This is a genomic window from Psychrobacter sp. UBA6766, from assembly GCF_002453355.1.
GTDB lineage: Bacteria > Pseudomonadota > Gammaproteobacteria > Pseudomonadales > Moraxellaceae > Psychrobacter.
On sequence record NZ_DKGQ01000012.1, the window covers coordinates 1 to 14,245 of the forward strand.

The window sequence follows — 14,245 nt, forward strand, 5'->3', positions numbered from 1 at the left end:
AAAGTCTAGATCGTAACGCATAAAAATACCGCATAAGTTGTGTCCAACATATGGGGTTCAGTTCAAGATAGGCGCTTTTTATAAGCTAAATGATGTAAAGTCACCTTAAACTAATTCCACTGCTTTACTGACGAATTAAGCGACTTGGTTGTGGCAATAAACTTATATCACTAACACGGCAAGGATTGATATCGATACCGCCGCGGCGCGTATACCATGCACGAACCATCAGCTCACTTGGCTCATAATACTGACTCAAATCAGCAAATATCTGCTCGACGCATTGCTCATGAAAGCCATTATGTTGACGGAAACTTAATATGTAACGCAGCAAACTGGCTTTATCGACTGTCTTATTACTGGTCAGCGAAACCGCCAATGTTCCCCAGTCTGGTTGATTGGTGACCGGACAATTACTGCGTAGTAAATTAGAATAAAAAGTATAAGGCTGAGCAACTTTCCCCGTATTGCTGCTTTCTAAAATAGTAGCCGTCTTACCATCATGTAATAATGACGCATCAGGGTGCTCATACGATGCGACTTTTTCACTGCTATTATCTAAAGCGTTATCAATACAAATGCCTTCAGGTTGAGCAATTAACAAGCCTGTTGCTTTATCATCCAAGTCATCATTTAGGCTAAATATCTCAACGGTTACCTCTGCCTGAACGCATACTGATAAGTCTTTAGTAATCAGCGTTTGTACTTCGTCCCAGCTAGCAAACTCGGTAAAGTTAATACTATTTAGATACAACTTGAGCGACTTTGATTCGACGATAAACGGCGAGCTTGCTGGAATGCCAAAACGCGCCATAGCGACCTGCGAAATACCTTGCAGATTAAGCCATGACAGCTCAAACGCGTGCCACCAATCAACGCCCAGTTTTAGCTTATCGTCTTGCCAGCCAATAACGTCACGCCCCATACTGCGCGCTATCGGATATAAAGTCTCGGGACTATACTCAGTGGGATAATCGGTGGTTTGTTCACCTAAAATACCGTGAATACTCATTGATAATTCCTACTATTAAAAATTAAAGATATTTAACATGCTAGATATTATAAATATAACTAGCAGTAACCTTATAGGCGAATTCGCGACCCGTTACTTAATAATCGATAAGAGAAGATATAAAAGATGACGCAAAATGCAAAAATAGCCGCCATTGAATACCAAACATTGACATCAGAATAGCCAAGAATGCCATAACGGAAAGAGTTCACCATATAGACGATTGGATTTAATAACGAGATATTTTGCCAAAATGGAGACAGGTTCTCCATCGAATAAAACACCCCACCAAGATACGTCAGCGGTGTTAATACAAAGCTTGGAATAATAGAAATATCGTCAAATGAGCGCGCAAATACGGCGTTGATAAAACCGCCAAGCGAGAATAAAACCGACGTACCAATCACCGTAAATAGAGTAATAAATAAGTGCTCAATTCCCAGTTTGGTAAAAAATAGCGCCACAATAAAGACGATTACCCCAACCGCCAGTCCGCGGAAAATACCACCGCTAATATAACCTGTCAAAATAGCGTGCTTAGAGATTGGCGATACCAATAGCTCCTCAATGCTTGAGTGAAATTTGGCACTAAAGAAGCTTGAGACCACGTTTGAATAACTGTTGGTGATAATCGCCATCATAATCAAACCGGGAACGATAAACTGCATGTATGGCACACCGCCCATCTCGCCCACTCGCGAGCCGATCATCTTACCAAAGATGACAAAATACAGGCTCATCGTAATGACTGGCGGCAATAATGTCTGCGGCCAAATCCGTAATATTCGGCGAATCTCTTTAATCAGCAGGGTGCGAAAAGCAATCCAGCGTTGTGCGAAGTTCATGCGTTATCTCTCCTAAGCATTCTGTGCGCTAGCGTTAAAGCGCTATCATTGCCTATATGGTTGCTATATTTATAGTGGTCTGTTTATCTTGATATTTTTATCGTTAATAGATTGCGTAGCGATAGTCGTTATAAAAGTGAGCCATTCATTAAGACTCTCGTTTAATAAACGTCAACAATTCATAAAACTTCACTATGAAGCTAAAGGTTCATGCAAGCTTTTATCGACCAAGCGCATAAACAGCTCTTCTAAACGGTTGGCTTTGTTGCGCATGCTCGCTACAGATACCCCTTGTTTAGACAGCTGCTCAAAGACGCCGTTTAGAGACTCGCCTTCCGTCAATGTCACCTCAAGCGTTAAATCATCGGGCTGCAACGTATCCGTCACACCTGTTAAGATAATTTTCTCAGTCAATGGCACTGCCAAATCAAAGACAAAGGTTTCAACCGATAACTGCGCCAATAAATCCTTCATTTCCGTATTAATACGAATCTCACCATGATCTAAAATAGCGATACGTTTACAAAGCTGTTCCGCTTCTTCTAGATAATGGGTGGTCAGAATAATAGTGGTATTTTCTTCAACGTTAATCTGCTGCATAAACTCCCACATCGAGCGGCGCAGCTCGATATCCACCCCAGCCGTTGGTTCGTCGAGAATCAATAGCTTTGGTTTATGAATCAGGGCGCGTGCAATCATGAGGCGACGCTTCATGCCGCCCGATAGCTCACGAGCTTTATTATCGCGTTTATCCCATAATCCCAACGCCTTGAGCAGTTTTTCTGCCCGCGGTTTGGACTCTTTAGCGGCAATACCAAAATATCCTGCTTGGGTAATTAGAATGTCTTCCACTTTTTCAAACTGATTAAAGTTAAACTCCTGTGGCACCACACCCAAAAACTGCTTGGCTTTTGAAGGCTCAGCCAATAAGTCCGTCCCAAAGATACGCACGCTACCCGCCGTTGGCTTAAATAGTGAGCTAATAATGCCAATCATCGTCGATTTACCGGCACCATTTGGCCCAAGAAGCGCAAAAAATCCGCCTTGCGGTACCGTCAAGCTGACATCTTTTAAGGCAGAAAACCCGTTGCCATAGGTCTTGGATAAGTTCTGAATAGATAGCGCTGGCACCTCAGACATGAATACCTCTTTATTAATGATGTATCTATAAAAGAATATAGAAAATAATTTGGGAAAAGTTAATTTTTTTAATGTGTGCTCTAATGCCTTGATGTGAGGCTAGCGACAAGAGATTTCAACGGCAGGATTTTATAACCACGAGATTGATAATACCAATCATCATGCGCAAAAAAAACGCCTACCTCATTAGATGAAATAGACGCTTTATCAATGCGTATCGTAAAATGCTAAACAAACTCACTATTAGAAAATTACATTAGAAGCATTTAACAATGCTGCTATGCAACAATAGTCGCAGTGACATTAATCAAATAAGTAAGATAGCCTAGCAGCAATAGTGATTTTACCAATAAGGTAACTGCAAACCACCAGTTGTGGTCTAACGATTAACAAAAGTAACGATTAACAGTAACTAGCTTACTTCGGCAACCATATAATCGACCGCATTTTGCACTTCTTCATCAGGGATATCAGCGCCGCCTTTAGCAGGCATGGCACCAAAGCCGTTAATAGCATGCGTATACAAGGTATCTTTACCTTTTGCGATGCGTGGTCCCCAAGCGCCGGCGTCACCAAACGTAGGTGAGCCTAGTAACCCTGACGCGTGACAAGTGTGACATACGGCATTATAAACGGCTTTACCATCACGAGGACCATCACCTGCTGCTGGCCCAGCAGAGCGAGCAGTAACGTCACAAACCTCATCGTCTTCGAAGCATACTTTCGCAACCGGCTGAATACGAGCAATCAAGTTAGGATACAAAGCAATCAGCTTCTGTACTTGGGGCGTATCTTGCGGAATTGGCTCTTCATCAGCGGCAGGTGTTGCTGTTACAGTTTCCTCAGCGGATGCATCTGCGTCAGTTGCGTCTGCTGTTGCAGTATCCTCAGTTGCAGCACCGTCAGCAGGTGTTGCTGCATCGGTGGTATCTGCAGCAGCTTTAGGGGCGTCACCTAACTTTTCAGGTAAGTTTTCGACAACGTCTTGTCCTTCTGCGACATCAGATACGGTTACAGGAGTGTCTACAACACTTTCAGCTTGGCTCACAGCGATACTAGCGATTCCTAGAATGGCAGCTGCCGATAACATAACTACTTTTCTCATTCGTCACGTTCTCTTATTACGTATACAAGGGCCGACACGACTTAGACATTCTGTTTGTCCTCCTTTGACAACCCAACAGTTATCAATAGCAAACAGCCATCCCGCATTCAGGCGCGCTTGTAATCGGTGATTATAAATATGAATTTTCCCTGACATTATAAGGGAAAAGGCAGGTAGATTGCCATGCCTGTTTGCCGACTATGGTGTTTTTTCTTAAAAAACCTCAATAGCTACCTTCATTCATTGGCTTTATGACTTTTATTTGTTAGACTAAGCGGTCTTAATTTTTAGATACCTTGTTGTTCTAACGACAGCTAATTGCATTTATCTATACACAGTGTAAATTAGTTAGGTTTTAGTCGACAAATTATGCGCTCGTAGCTCAGTTGGATAGAGTATCGGTTTCCGAAGCCGAGGGTCGTGGGTTCGATTCCCGCCGAGCGCACCAACCCCCGTATTTCACCACTTCCTAGCACTACCAAAAACCTCTAAAGCCCTTTATTATCAACAATTCAAGTCTTCCGATATTACTTGTCATTACTTAGTAGCACCTATAAGGTGTTGTATATATGGTTGTTAAATTTATACTACACCCTTCCTTATTACATGCTCCCTACTGTACGCTTAAACGTCAATTTTCTACTTCCAGTTTTATAAAAGCTATCCTGCATCCTGTAAATTTGCTGTTAGCTGAGCGCGGCTGGGTACACGGTGATAATTAATCACAGGTACTTCACCCAAACGGCGCTGACCAACGGCAAGCTTTTTATCAATCGTAATCATAGCAACTTTTTTATGTTGTTTGCTGATCAGCAAATGATTGGCTTTGCGGTTGACGCGATAATCAGGAAAATACTGCTTAACCAACTCTGATGTTTTTTGCAGCGCATCATTAAGCGGTGTTTTTGCACTTTGCGACTTGAAAGGATGCTTATCGGAAGCTTTAGGCGCGCGCATTTTTGCCAATAACCATAGCCCAATAACGATTGCTATCAATATGACAAGCCACCAAATTCCATCTATCATAGAAGTCTATTTCCATTTTTAATAAGGGTTAGGTCATGTTAGCAGAATTATCACCAGCGTTAATAGCAGAAGTCGAACGCGCTGCCAAATTACTGGCCTCAACACAGCGTATTTGTGTTTTAACAGGCGCTGGGATTTCAGCAGAAAGTGGGATTCCCACTTTTCGAGATAAGCAAACTGGCTTATGGGAAAACTATGCTGCTGAAGATTTGGCAACACCAGAGGCTTTCGATCGCGACCCAAAATTGGTGTGGTCGTGGTATCAGTGGCGCAGACAATTGGTGGCGGATAAAAAACCAAATCCCGCCCATGATGCTTTAGCGCAGTGGCAACAATATGCAGCGAAGAGGCGTCAGCACTTGACGCTTATCACCCAAAATGTCGACGATTTACATGAGCAAGCTGGCAGTACGGTGACCCATTTACATGGCAATATCTGGCAGAATCGCTGCAGTCAGTGCAAAACCCCTTATAACAACGACTCAGGAATTGTGGATAATAGCAAAAGAGAAGTGAGTTTTAATGAAGACTTGCTGACTTGTCAGCACTGCGATGGCTATATACGCCCTGATATCGTTTGGTTTGGCGAAGCGTTGCCCGTAGAAGCATGGCAAACTGCAGAGGATGCAGCGGCCAATTGCGAGGCTTTCATCAGTATTGGCACCTCAAGTCTTGTCTATCCTGCGGCAGGGCTGGCACAATTAGCCAAGCAAAACGGTGCTAAAATTATTGAGATAAATCCTCACCCGACGCCAAATACTATTGTTGATATTACCTTAGTGGAAAAAGCAGGAGTGGTAATGCCGTTATTAACCCAAAAAATATTAATCTAAAAAATCACGGCTGTGTAAATGCCTTGCCTTAAAAAATACCCTATAAAAAAGCAAAGGCTGAACGATTTATAATAATCGTTCAGCCTTAATGACTAGTGATTTACTCGATCATTTTTATTGTAGAGCGAGATCCACTTGCGCTAAGTATTTTTCTTTTAACTCATCGCTGATAAACGAAGATCTAAAAGAGTTTTTCACCAAAGTGATAATATCCTCTTCTGTTAGCGGCAGGTTTTCGCATATATTGATAAAATTTTGGTTCATATAGCCTTTAAAATAGGCAGGATCATCGGAATTGACACTGACATTTAAGCCATAATCTAACAGCTCTTTGATATTGTGCTGTTTATAATTCTCAAATACTTTTAATTCAATATTAGAGTTGGGACAAACCGTCAGCGGCATCTGCTCGTCTTTTAAGCGTTGCATCAGCGCCGCGCTTTTTATCGATTGCACCCCATGGTCGATTCGATCAATCGCTAATAAATCCAACGCTTCATAAATATAAGAAAAATCTGCTTCTTCTCCCGCATGAGCAACCAACTTAAAGCCAGCTTCTTTGGCCTTTTTAAATACCTCTTTAAACTTGGCAGGAGGATTGCCCAATTCTGAAGAATCAAGACCGACACCGATAATATCGTCTTTGAAATTTAGCGCCTCTTCTAGCGTGTCAAACGCTTCTTCTTGGGACAAATGGCGCAAAAAACACATGATAATACAAGAAGTGATGCCGAATTTTTCTTTGGCATCGGCAAGTGCTTCTTTGATGCCTGTAATGACTGTAGCGAAATCCACCCCTCTTGCGGTATGGGTTTGCGGATCAAAAAATATTTCTGTATGAACGACATTATCTTCTACACACTTTAAAATATATTCCCATGTCAAATCATAAAAGTCGTCTTTGGTAATCAGTACATTTGCGCCTGCATAATAGATGTCTAAAAAGGTTTGTAAATTGGTAAAGTTATAGGCACGGCGCACATCTTCGATATCCTTATAAGGGATGTCTATCTGATTCTTTTTAGCCAACCTAAACATCAGCTCTGGTTCTAATGAGCCTTCGATATGTAAATGCAGTTCGGCTTTTGGCAATTTCTTGATGAGCTCAATCATGGTTTCCCTGTTGTCCTTTGTCTAAGACTAAGTCTATTTCTATTTTCATAAACGCTACTTTAAAAATACCACCGTATCAGATAGCTCATTACCAGCAGGGTCATGCTCAAGGTGGTAATATTGACGTAATAACTGCCCCACCTCATCCAATAACTCAGCTAGGCTCTCTTCAGTTTTTTGATTGGCAATACCCGAGGCGGCTTTTTCACACATGGCGCGCCAAACGGTCGGGCTGACATGCATACTGATACCACGATCAGCGACGATTTCTAGCTGGTGCTCGCAAATATTGACATAGATCAAAACACCGGTATTTTCTTCAGTATCCCAGACGCGATATTCACTAAACAAATCAATCGCACGGTCGCGGCAATCAAGATGATAGGCATCGTGAATAGGTAAGTGATTTTCGATAATTAAAAACACCTCACCGCGATGTCCACGTTCAGCCAGCGCCACCTGCTCTGTAAGCCGAGCTTTGGCAACGGGCGTCAACCATTTGCTATGTAGCATTGGGACAAACAGTACTTGACGCCACCAACGAGCAAAACTTGCTTGCGACGGATTGCTTTTTACCATTATTTTATTTCCTCAAGTACGCCATTCCTGGCAGTCATCTAATGTCCAAGTCTAACAAGCATTTACCACGAGCCGCCAGCGCCGCCGCCGCCGAAACCCCCGCCACCGCCACCAAAGCCGCCGCCGCCAAAGCCTCCACCGCTAAAGCCGCCGCCACCGCCCATACCTGGTAAGAACACCATACCGCCGCCCCCACCGCCGCGTCCTCCACGACCGCCGCCTGAGCCACGCGAAATCAAAAATAGCCAGATAAATATCGCCATGATTAATGTCATGAAGAATCCGCCACCCATGGCGAGCGAGCCTGCAAAAAAACCGCCAGCGGTCAGGATAGAACCAAAAATGCGTCCAAAGATACTGGTAATAAAGCTACCAAATATCATTGCCATGACAAATAAAAACACCGGCGATGGGTTATCACCAATGTCATTTTGATTTTGACCGCGTTCAGCCGCTTGCGCATCGGCACGCGCCAATACTTCAGGATCAGCGGTCAGGCGCGTTTGCAGCGCGCCAACGCCCGCCAATATCCCAGCGCCATAGTCATTTTGCTTAAATAGCGGTGTGATATCTTCGCGAATAATACGGTTGACCGCCGAATCTGGCAACACCCCTTCTAGTCCGTAACCTGTTAAAATATAGATATTGCGGTCATTAACGGCAACGACCATTAGCAGGCCATCGTCAATGTCTTTATTGCCTAACTTCCATTTCTCCGCAACCTGTAGCGCATAATCAAAGATTGGCATGCCATTGGTGGTCGGTACAATGACCACCGCAGCTTGCGCCAAACCTTGCTGATAAATGCCTCTTAGCTGCGCCTCTAAACGCTGCTTTTCTTGCGGGTTTAAGATATTGGCTTGGTCAACGACAGGGTTATTTAATATGAGCTTGTCTGCATCAACACTTTGTGCGCTTGACTGGACAGGCGGACGATTGGAAGCTTGCGAGTTGGCTATATTACTAGTATCGGAATTAGCAGCATTGGGATTAATAGCATCATTACCAATGATGGCGTCATTAATCGCGTCGTTACCTAAAACGGCATCGTTGATGGCTTCATTAGACTCGCCTGCTTTTGCAATGGCCACCAAATCCTCGACACTGCGGTTTTGCATTCCTGAGGTGCTATCGGAAGCGACCGCCACATTATCATTAGCACTGGTATTAGGCGCCGCATGCAGCAGCGAGCCACTCCCAATGCTTAGGGTAAATAATAATGCGGATAAGAGTGCTTTTGAATGATTCATCTAATCTATACCACCTCAAATAATATCTGTACTAAATTAATGACGGCAAAACCAAACCAACGGCTGTAAAGCGACGGATAAGAAACCATTTGTTATGCAGGCGTCCCATCATTTTTAATCTAGTAATCAGACTATAAACACGCAGCGTTATTTACACGTATGCACATCAGATAGAGCGTCTAAGCTTAAAATCTAGCTTTACTGAGCCGTTTTCGTATCGTCATCACCGAAGTCTACACTTGGCGCAGTCGATATCTCTTTTTCATTCGCCACGCTAAAGTTTGGCTTGGGATCCATACCAAATACTTTGGCAGTAATATTCGTTGGGAACTGGCGCACCGTGGTGTTATAGCCTTGAACTTCTTGGATATAACGATTGCGCGCGACGGTGATACGGTTTTCCGTTCCTTCAAGTTGCGCCTGCAAATCTTGGAACAACGCATCAGACTTTAACTCAGGATAACGCTCAGAGACTGCCATAAGGCGTGATAGTGCGCCAGTCATCTGATCCTGCGCAGCGGCATAACGTTCCATTGCTTCGGGGTCATTGAGCAGCTCTGGCGTAATAGTGATACCGCCAGCTTGTGAGCGCGCCGCTGCAACTTGAGTAAACACTTCTTGTTCTTGCTCAGCATATTGCTTCACGACTTTGACTAAGTTTGGCACCAAGTCCGCACGGCGCTGATATTGGTTGACAACTTCTGACCACGAAGCGGTGACCTGCTCATCTTGCGCTTGCAAATTGTTATAACCACAACCGCTCAAGCCAGCGGTAGAGGTGGCTAGTATGGCTGATAGCAACATAGGTTTTACAAAAGATTTACGCGTCATCGTTGACTCTCCTAATGATAAATAACAGATAAGACGTTTTTTAGTCGCCCAAAATATGGCACCTGCGATATGTTGTGCTAATAATGGCGCTATCCCGTTACTTTTACAATTCACCGTTACCAAAACACAACCGCAAAGCACCGCCTATCGTAGGGCTTTGGTACATGTTTAGGTATTTTTCACTAATGACATCATGACGATATTTTTAGCCATAATCAAAAAATAATTTAAAAGCAGTTAGAAATGTAAATAAATGAACGCCTTTATAAAGAAAATTCTAGTAATTGACCAAAAAATATGGCAAATTGCAGTTACGTAGCCGTACGGTTTGAATACATTTGGTAGTGGACTTATAACCTTTTTAATACTAGCAAGCTGTCAAAGTTTCATTAAAAGAGGGTTATAGGCGAATGAAAATTGCTTTGTCAGCTTACTCTACCGTGTAATGTAGCCAACTAATATGGCTCATAAAAAGTTAAGTAGCATCCTCTCGCTCACTGAGGTGATGGCTATTTATATTATAACCGCCTGTTTTATCCGCTGGTTTATTTATAGTAGTTTTACTAAGTAGTGGCTTTAATGAAGAGTGGCTTTAATAAACAGTCAATAATGATAAGCGGTTGGATACGATCAGTATTGTCAATGAGCCAAGCGGATAACAACAGACAACTACAGTCCATCCTTGGTGGCTAAACAAGTATGAAACTTGAGCGCTATGGAAAATTCCCCCTACGTTTAAGTGTATGCAGATTATTTGAGTGATGGGCTTTAATAAGGAAATTAAATAGCTCATCTACTCTTAGCATCATCATATATAGCCACTTTGAGACAGTACTAGGAATATACATATGGAAGGTTTAGTCGATTTAGTAAACGGAATTATCTGGAGCCCAGCGTTGGTTTATCTATGCTTGGGCGCAGGTTTATTTTATTCCATCATGACGCGCTTCGTACAAGTACGTTTATTCGGAGAAATGATTACCTTACTTTTTACAGGTAAGTCAAGTGCGCAGGGTATTTCGTCATTTCAGGCACTCGCCGTATCCTTGGCGGGACGCGTTGGTATGGGTAACATCGCAGGGGTAGCAGCAGCTATTGGCTTCGGTGGTCCAGGTGCCGTATTTTGGATGTGGGTTGTTGCTTTCTTAGGCGCTTCTACTGCTTATGTCGAGGCTACCCTTGCTCAGATTTATAAAGAAAAAGACGTTGTAACTGGCGAATATCGTGGTGGTCCAGCTTACTATTTTGAGCGCGCCCTTGGACAACGCTGGTACGGCATTCTCTTTGCCGTCGCGTCTATCTTAGCTTGCGGCATGTTCTTACCTGGCGTTCAGGCGAATGGTGTGATTAGTGCTTTTGCTCAGGTGATGGGTGAAGGCACTGTGATGAATGTCATGGGCTTAGAAGTCGGCTCTATGCGTTTGGTCGGTCTCGCTATTATCTTAGTGGTTTTAGGTATTATTATCTTTGGTGGTATCAAACGTATCGCAACCTTTACCGAGTATGCCGTTCCTTTTATGGCACTAGGTTATATTGCTTTAGCACTTGTCATCATGGTTACTAATTATGATATGATTCCAAAAGTGTTTGGTTTGATTATTAGTGATGCCTTTACCGCTCAAGCAGGCTTTGGTGCAGCTATCGGTTGGGGTGTAAAACGTGGAATTTACTCTAACGAAGCGGGTCAAGGTACAGGGCCTCATGCTGCTGCCGCTGCTGAAGTTGAGCATCCATCACAGCAAGGTTTGGTACAAGCATTCTCAGTTTATGTTGATACTCTGCTCGTTTGTTCTGCTACCGCGTTTATGATCATTACGATGGGAACTTATAACATTCAAGGTACGCTTCCTGACGGTCAGTTTATTGTACAAAACGTTGCGGCTGGGGTTGAGATTAACTCGCCTGCCTTTACACAGTTGGCAATGCAATCTGTATATGGTCAATTTGGTAATATCTTTATTGCCGTTGCGGTGTTCTTCTTTGCCTTCACCACTATCTTAGCTTACTACTATATCGCTGAAGTAAACGTCGCTTATTTGACGCGCTTTATCAGCCGCGGTGCCAATAAAACCGGTTTATTCTTAGTTAAAATCTTAATCATGGTGATGGTTGCCTACGGTGGTCTTAACTCTGCAGGCTATATTTGGGACATCGGTGATATTGGTGTTGGTCTGATGGCTTGGCTTAATATCGTTGGTATTTTGGTCATTTTCTTTGTGGCGCGTCCAACGCTTACCATGCTTAAAGACTATGAAGCACAGCGTAAAGCTGGTGTCAAACACTATACTTTTGATCCAGCAAAATTTGGTATCAAAAATGCTCCTTATTGGGAAGAGCGTCATCTAAAGCAGCAACAAAGAATGGCAGCTCAAGACCCACTACATAAAGAGCGTCTATAATCTACTCAACTGTAGTGTTATCTAAGCAGCACTGATGACATTAAAAACATCGATAAAACAAAAAGCCTGAGGCAACGGTCTCGGGCTTTTTTATACAGTAAGTCCACTTTAAAACCATCATAGTGCGACTGAGATAAATTTTTCAGTAAGTTAGTAGACATAAAAAAGCCTAGCTCTATAGCTAGGCTTTTTGCAATTTAAAATGAAAAACAGTGTTAATCGTTAAGCGTTATTTAGGCAATAAGACCGTATCAATGACATGGACCACGCCATTGGTCGCCATCATATCGGTTCCAACGATGTTGGCAGTATTGCCACTCGCATCCGTAATCACGTTGGCATCGCTGATAGAGATGGTTTGGCCGTTTGCAGTTTCAATAGCCGTACCATAAGGGATGTCAGCTGCTTTTACAACCATAGGGACGACATGATAAGTCAGCACACTGGTCAGCATCTCTTTATCGCCTAATAGCTCTTCTTTAGTGACATTGAGTTTGGTTAATAAAGCAGCAAAAGCATCATCTGTTGGCGCAAAGACAGTATATTGACCTTCTGCCATCATCATGTCATCAAGATCAGCCGCTTTCAAAGCTTCAGTTAGGATGGTTAGGTTTTCATTGCCTGCTGCCATCTCACCAATACTTTGTGTCGCTGCAGTATCTACTGGCATAGCATCATTAGACTCAGCCACCGCTTCAGGCGCAACGTCTGTTGTAGTTTCTGGTTCAACGGCAATGTCAGTAGTCGCTTCTGGCTCAACTGGTTCGGTCGCGGCTTCTTTATCGTTACAAGCTGCTAATGACATGGCAGTGGTAACGATGGCGATAGACAGTAAATTTTTCTTTAACATGAGGTATTCCTTTAGTGTAGATAGCTTGTAGTGTAGATAGTTTGTGGATAGACGTTTAAAAATTAAAACAGGTAAATAATGAGTCAAGCGACTTTTTAAGATTGCTTGAATATGCTTATATAACTTATTTAGGCAATAACACTCTATCAATCACATGTATCACACCATTACTAGCGGCGATATCTGTTTTGAGGATGTTAGTGACGCGACCATTTTCATCCATCAATCTTCCTTGCGGCGTAATCATCAGCGTATCATTACTAAGCATAGTATAGTTGCCAGGTCTTACATGCTTTTGATAGACGGGCGTATTGCCTTTTAGTACATGGTAAGTCAAGATTTTGGTCAACAATGGCTTATTAGCAAACAATTGAGCTTTGGTCATTCCTGTTTCTTGTAAGGCTTTCACAAAAGCAGCGTTGGTCGGAGCCAGTATCGTGTAGCTTGCACTGGTATCAGTCAACGCGTCCGCTAATCCTGCTGCTTGCAATGCTTCCACCAATAGCGAAAAATCAGGGTTATTTTGGGCAATTTGTACCACATTCATATTGGCAGTGGATTGGCCATGCATCGGCGCTTTCATGGCTGGAGTTTTGGTTGGCATCATATTATTACAAGCGCTAAGGCCTAAAAGCGAAAACGCCAATGTACCAAGGGTGGCAATTTTGATCAGTTTCATAACATTGTCCTTAATGAGTGAATATCTATAGATTATTAAATTCTTATCCGGCATCACGGTCAGATTGTCTTTTCATAGAACCACTGCTTATAGCGTTTGTTAATGTCTCATTTTTTGAGCCTAACCCGTACTGCTTGGTCAGTCACAAACAATAATCATTAATTTTTAATAATAAGCACTACTTAAAAAGCGCCAATCTTTCTAAAATTAAATTAACATATGTTAGAGATTTATAAATTCATGTTTACGCTAATTTTTGTAGCTTACGTGTAAACTCTGTCTGCTTTGTAAAACGGTAAGAATATCTATTCACGTTTAGGTGCTATTCCATCTCAATAATAGAAACAGAATCAAAGCTTTATGTAATCCTTGAGAAAAATGATATTCATTTGTTACCAGTAGCGTCATGCAATAGTATTTGATACTTTGACAGTATTTTTAACGTCAAAACAGATAATAAAACCACTTAATTTCTCATGCATTTAAGCCCTATAGTTACCATCGTCTTGCTAAAGCGGAATAAGTACAATCCCGCGAATTATAGGTATTTCATGCTAGAATAATCCAGATTTGCTTATTGGTT

General features: G+C 42.5%; 13 protein-coding genes and 1 tRNA gene. 3 read left to right on the forward strand and 11 right to left on the reverse strand.

All coding sequences use genetic code 11. From position 1 onward, the window contains the following. Positions 1-124 precede the first annotated feature (124 nt). From queF to B4K26_RS02900, 4 genes are all read right to left on the reverse strand, one after another. A complete protein-coding gene (queF, locus tag B4K26_RS02885) occupies positions 125-1,012 on the reverse strand; it encodes an NADPH-dependent 7-cyano-7-deazaguanine reductase QueF (RefSeq protein ID WP_296243437.1) in 888 nt (295 codons plus the stop codon). Between the two features lie 71 nt (positions 1,013-1,083). Further along, on the reverse strand, positions 1,084-1,857 hold the full coding sequence (locus tag B4K26_RS02890) for an ABC transporter permease (protein WP_296243438.1): 774 nt from the start codon (positions 1,855-1,857) through the stop codon (positions 1,084-1,086). A gap of 192 nt (positions 1,858-2,049) precedes the next feature. After that, a complete protein-coding gene (locus tag B4K26_RS02895; RefSeq protein ID WP_296243439.1) occupies positions 2,050-2,997 on the reverse strand; it encodes an ABC transporter ATP-binding protein in 948 nt (315 codons plus the stop codon). Between the two features lie 412 nt (positions 2,998-3,409). Beyond that, the gene (locus tag B4K26_RS02900) at positions 3,410-4,102 is read right to left on the reverse strand and encodes a c-type cytochrome (protein ID WP_296243440.1); all 693 of its coding nucleotides are present in this window, start codon (positions 4,100-4,102) and stop codon (positions 3,410-3,412) included. Between the two features lie 371 nt (positions 4,103-4,473). Between B4K26_RS02900 and B4K26_RS02905 the strand changes: the two genes are divergently transcribed. Further along, positions 4,474-4,550: transfer RNA gene (locus B4K26_RS02905), tRNA-Arg, on the forward strand. Between the two features lie 212 nt (positions 4,551-4,762). On the opposite strand, the gene B4K26_RS02910 is transcribed toward B4K26_RS02905, so the two are convergent. Next, positions 4,763-5,128: a hypothetical protein gene (locus B4K26_RS02910; RefSeq protein WP_296243441.1), complete on the reverse strand. Its 366-nt coding sequence runs from the start codon at positions 5,126-5,128 to the stop codon at positions 4,763-4,765. Between the two features lie 35 nt (positions 5,129-5,163). Between B4K26_RS02910 and B4K26_RS02915 the strand changes: the two genes are divergently transcribed. Continuing rightward, positions 5,164-5,961, forward strand: a complete 798-nt coding sequence (locus tag B4K26_RS02915; protein WP_296243442.1) for an NAD-dependent deacylase — start codon at positions 5,164-5,166, stop codon at positions 5,959-5,961. Positions 5,962-6,075: 114 nt separating this feature from the next. On the opposite strand, the gene B4K26_RS02920 is transcribed toward B4K26_RS02915, so the two are convergent. From B4K26_RS02920 to B4K26_RS02935, 4 genes are all read right to left on the reverse strand, one after another. Continuing rightward, positions 6,076-7,074: an adenosine deaminase gene (locus tag B4K26_RS02920; protein WP_296243443.1), complete on the reverse strand. Its 999-nt coding sequence runs from the start codon at positions 7,072-7,074 to the stop codon at positions 6,076-6,078. Between the two features lie 54 nt (positions 7,075-7,128). Continuing rightward, complete coding sequence (locus tag B4K26_RS02925) at positions 7,129-7,653, reverse strand: TPM domain-containing protein (RefSeq protein WP_296243444.1); 525 nt, start codon at positions 7,651-7,653, stop codon at positions 7,129-7,131. A gap of 62 nt (positions 7,654-7,715) precedes the next feature. Continuing rightward, positions 7,716-8,903: a TPM domain-containing protein gene (locus B4K26_RS02930; protein WP_296243445.1), complete on the reverse strand. Its 1,188-nt coding sequence runs from the start codon at positions 8,901-8,903 to the stop codon at positions 7,716-7,718. A gap of 198 nt (positions 8,904-9,101) precedes the next feature. After that, on the reverse strand, positions 9,102-9,734 hold the full coding sequence (locus B4K26_RS02935; RefSeq protein ID WP_296243446.1) for a LemA family protein: 633 nt from the start codon (positions 9,732-9,734) through the stop codon (positions 9,102-9,104). Positions 9,735-10,582: 848 nt separating this feature from the next. Between B4K26_RS02935 and B4K26_RS02940 the strand changes: the two genes are divergently transcribed. Continuing rightward, on the forward strand, positions 10,583-12,133 hold the full coding sequence (locus B4K26_RS02940; RefSeq protein WP_296243447.1) for an alanine/glycine:cation symporter family protein: 1,551 nt from the start codon (positions 10,583-10,585) through the stop codon (positions 12,131-12,133). 229 nt (positions 12,134-12,362) lie between these two features. Here B4K26_RS02940 and B4K26_RS02945 read toward each other — a convergent pair whose 3' ends face one another. Together B4K26_RS02945 and B4K26_RS02950 are read right to left on the reverse strand one after the other, a co-directional pair. Beyond that, positions 12,363-12,983 carry a fasciclin domain-containing protein gene (locus B4K26_RS02945; protein WP_296243448.1) on the reverse strand — a complete coding sequence of 207 codons (621 nt, stop codon included), beginning with the start codon at positions 12,981-12,983 and terminating at the stop codon, positions 12,363-12,365. A 124-nt stretch (positions 12,984-13,107) separates the two neighbouring features. Further along, positions 13,108-13,662 (reverse strand): fasciclin domain-containing protein, encoded by a 555-nt coding sequence (locus B4K26_RS02950; RefSeq protein ID WP_296243449.1) that lies wholly within the window; start codon positions 13,660-13,662, stop codon positions 13,108-13,110. Positions 13,663-14,245: the final 583 nt, after the last annotated feature.

Bases quoted from the DNA above. Each gene is read 5' to 3' on its own strand.
- queF (WP_296243437.1), bottom strand. From the start codon at position 1,012: ATGAGTATTCACGGTATTTTAGGTGAACAAACCACCGATTATCCCACT.
- B4K26_RS02890 (WP_296243438.1), bottom strand. From the start codon at position 1,857: ATGAACTTCGCACAACGCTGGATTGCTTTTCGCACCCTGCTGATTAAA.
- B4K26_RS02895 (WP_296243439.1), bottom strand. From the start codon at position 2,997: ATGTCTGAGGTGCCAGCGCTATCTATTCAGAACTTATCCAAGACCTAT.
- B4K26_RS02900 (WP_296243440.1), bottom strand. From the start codon at position 4,102: ATGAGAAAAGTAGTTATGTTATCGGCAGCTGCCATTCTAGGAATCGCT.
- B4K26_RS02910 (WP_296243441.1), bottom strand. From the start codon at position 5,128: ATGATAGATGGAATTTGGTGGCTTGTCATATTGATAGCAATCGTTATT.
- B4K26_RS02915 (WP_296243442.1), top strand. From the start codon at position 5,164: ATGTTAGCAGAATTATCACCAGCGTTAATAGCAGAAGTCGAACGCGCT.
- B4K26_RS02920 (WP_296243443.1), bottom strand. From the start codon at position 7,074: ATGATTGAGCTCATCAAGAAATTGCCAAAAGCCGAACTGCATTTACAT.
- B4K26_RS02925 (WP_296243444.1), bottom strand. From the start codon at position 7,653: ATGGTAAAAAGCAATCCGTCGCAAGCAAGTTTTGCTCGTTGGTGGCGT.
- B4K26_RS02930 (WP_296243445.1), bottom strand. From the start codon at position 8,903: ATGAATCATTCAAAAGCACTCTTATCCGCATTATTATTTACCCTAAGC.
- B4K26_RS02935 (WP_296243446.1), bottom strand. From the start codon at position 9,734: ATGACGCGTAAATCTTTTGTAAAACCTATGTTGCTATCAGCCATACTA.
- B4K26_RS02940 (WP_296243447.1), top strand. From the start codon at position 10,583: ATGGAAGGTTTAGTCGATTTAGTAAACGGAATTATCTGGAGCCCAGCG.
- B4K26_RS02945 (WP_296243448.1), bottom strand. From the start codon at position 12,983: ATGTTAAAGAAAAATTTACTGTCTATCGCCATCGTTACCACTGCCATG.
- B4K26_RS02950 (WP_296243449.1), bottom strand. From the start codon at position 13,662: ATGAAACTGATCAAAATTGCCACCCTTGGTACATTGGCGTTTTCGCTT.